Genomic DNA, 2,500 nt, shown 5'->3' with positions numbered 1-2,500 from the left:
TTTTGCGACAGAAATTTCGGACCCGATCTGCCGATAGCCGACTGCCCCAGGGGAACGCTGGCAATACCGATTGGACGGCAGGGAAGGAGCCCTATTGCCGCCGCATTGCCGTTCGACACCAAAGCCAACGAAAGTGGGCGCCGCCGACGGAGCAGCGCCTGTCTTACGAGCCCTCTATATAGGAGTGTGCGATGGGCCTTGCAGAGAAGGTACACCGCCCCGCCTGGTAGAGCGCTCTATAAGAGAAGTGCTTGGGGGCAATTCGTTCGGAGCCTGGCGCTTCGTTGACTTCACCTGCCATGACAGGCAAATGTCACGGCCACAACAAAAGCGACAAGCCGTTCCGCCCGGGGAAGAAGCAGCCTTTCTGGATGCCAGACACGGAAGATGTCATAGCCGAACTCGGCAACGAGCCGCCGCTTATCGCGGATGGCCGCAGCGGCCCGCCCGACCGGCGCGAGGTTTCTGCACGCTGGCTGTCGGGAACATTTCTCACTGGCGTCACCTCAAGCGTGCTGATGGGCGTGGCGCTGTTCGCCGCCCTTGACGGCCGCCAGCAACTGGCCACCCCACCCGAGATCGCCGAGTTGATCAGCCTTGCCGGCAACGGGGATTCCGGCGAAGTCGCCAAGACCACCAGGCTGGTGGCGCCGCGTCAGATCGCAAAGGCCAAGGACCGCCGCCGCATGGAAGTGTCGATGGTCACCAAGGTCGGCGACCGCGACGTCATCCACACCATGCCTTTCGTCCAGATCAAGATGGCCCTTGCCGCCGGCCACACCACCAGCCGCGCCTACCCACCCTTCGACCCGATGCAGGTGTTCGGCGACGACAGCGACGACAATGCCCAGCCGGCGACGGCCTCTGCCGCTTCCGGCCAGATCTACGGCGCCAAGGTCGAAAGCGAGATGAGCCTGAAGACCGTCGATTTTCCGATCGAAACAGCTTCCTTCGACGAAAAGAGCGACCTCTCCGCCGACGAGGTGGAAAAAGTGGTGCGCGAAGCCGGCACCGACCTCAGCGACGGCGCCGTGCAGGTCGCTTCACTTCACTATGTCGACCCGCAGCGATTCGGCGAAGCTTTTGCCGAGAGCATGGCGGGCTCCTACGACGTCAAGATCGTGCCGGAAAATGTCTCGGTGGCGCCCCGTGCCACTGTTGACGACCAGGCGCCGGCTTTCGCCGAGGAAATCATCCCCTTCACCAAGGATCTCGACGTCACCGAGGCTTTTGCCAATTCGGGCTACACGGGTGAAGATGCCACCGGAATGGCCGAAGCTATCGCCAAGTTGCTCAACGCAACAGCGCTCAAAGCTGGAACCGTGCTGCGTGTCGGCCTCGAGGTTCACGGCGATGCCGCCAAGGTCGTGCGCACCAGCGTCTATGACCGGACCCAGCACATCGTCACCATCGCGCTCAACGATCGCGGCCAGTATGTGCCGGCGCAGGAACCGGATCCGAACCCCGAATTGCTGACGGCCTTCGATGATTCGTCGGCGCCCGTGGTGGTGCGCGGCAACCTGCCCAACGTCTATGACGGCATCTACCGCGCCGCCTATTCCTACGGCATGTCCAAGGCGATGACGCAGCGGTTGATCAAGTTGCTGGCGTCCGACGTCGACTTCCAATCCCGCCTCAGCCCCGCCGACCGCATCGAAGTCCTGTTCTCGCAGCCCGACGGTGACGACCAGACCTCGGACAGCTCCGAGCTTCTTTACGTCTCGGCGACGTTCGGCGGCCAGACCCGCAACTTCTACCGCTTCCAGATGCAGGACGGCGGCACCGATTATTTTGATGAGGACGGCTCGAGCGCCGAGCAGTTCCTGTTGCGCAATCCCCTGCCCGCCGGGAAATTCCGCTCCGGTTTCGGCGCCCGCAGGCATCCGATCCTCGGCTATGTCCGCATGCACACCGGCGTCGATTGGTCCGCGCCGATCGGCACGCCGATCATCGCCGCCGGCAACGGCACGGTCGAGAAGGTCGGCTGGGCCGGCGGCTACGGCAAGCAGATCATCATCCGCCATGCCAATGGCTATGAGACATCATACAATCACCAGAGCGCCTTTGCCAAAGGCATCGAACCGGGCGTGCACGTCCGCCAGGGCCAGACCATCGGCTTCCTCGGCCAGACCGGCCTCGCCACCGGCCCGCATCTTCACTACGAGCTGATCGTCAACGGCACCAAGGTTGATCCGATGCGTGTCCGCCTGCCGGTCGGCAAGGTGCTGAAGGGCGATGACCTCGTCGCCTTCAAGCGCGAGCGCGAGCGCATCGACGAACTGCTGAAGCAGGAAGACAGCGATTCGCTGAAGGTTGCGAGCGCCAAGATCGACGGTTGACCCGCTTCAGCCTTGCCGATCTTCGGCCTGTCGCGGCCATGGCAATCGCTCACCGGGAATGGTCGTCCAGGCGATGACAGCCGCAAGCAGGCAAAGCAGCGCGGTCACCGAAGAAACCGCGGCAAAAGCGGCATCGCTGGCGGCGAGCCTCGCCGCATCGA

At 63.4% G+C, this 2,500-nt stretch carries 1 protein-coding gene; it reads left to right on the top strand.

Going from position 1 to position 2,500, the window contains the following annotated elements; all coding sequences use genetic code 11:
- The first annotated feature begins 371 nt into the window (after positions 1 to 371).
- Positions 372 to 2,339 carry a M23 family metallopeptidase gene (locus EN893_RS06965; RefSeq protein ID WP_164748944.1) on the top strand — a complete coding sequence of 656 codons (1,968 nt, stop codon included), beginning with the start codon at positions 372 to 374 and terminating at the stop codon, positions 2,337 to 2,339.
- Positions 2,340 to 2,500 lie beyond the last annotated feature (161 nt).

This window comes from Mesorhizobium sp. M7A.F.Ca.CA.004.04.2.1 (assembly GCF_004022825.1).
In the GTDB taxonomy this organism is placed as follows: domain Bacteria; phylum Pseudomonadota; class Alphaproteobacteria; order Rhizobiales; family Rhizobiaceae; genus Mesorhizobium.
Note: the sequence above shows the minus strand (reverse complement) of the source record. Positions and strands in the feature narration are given on the sequence as shown.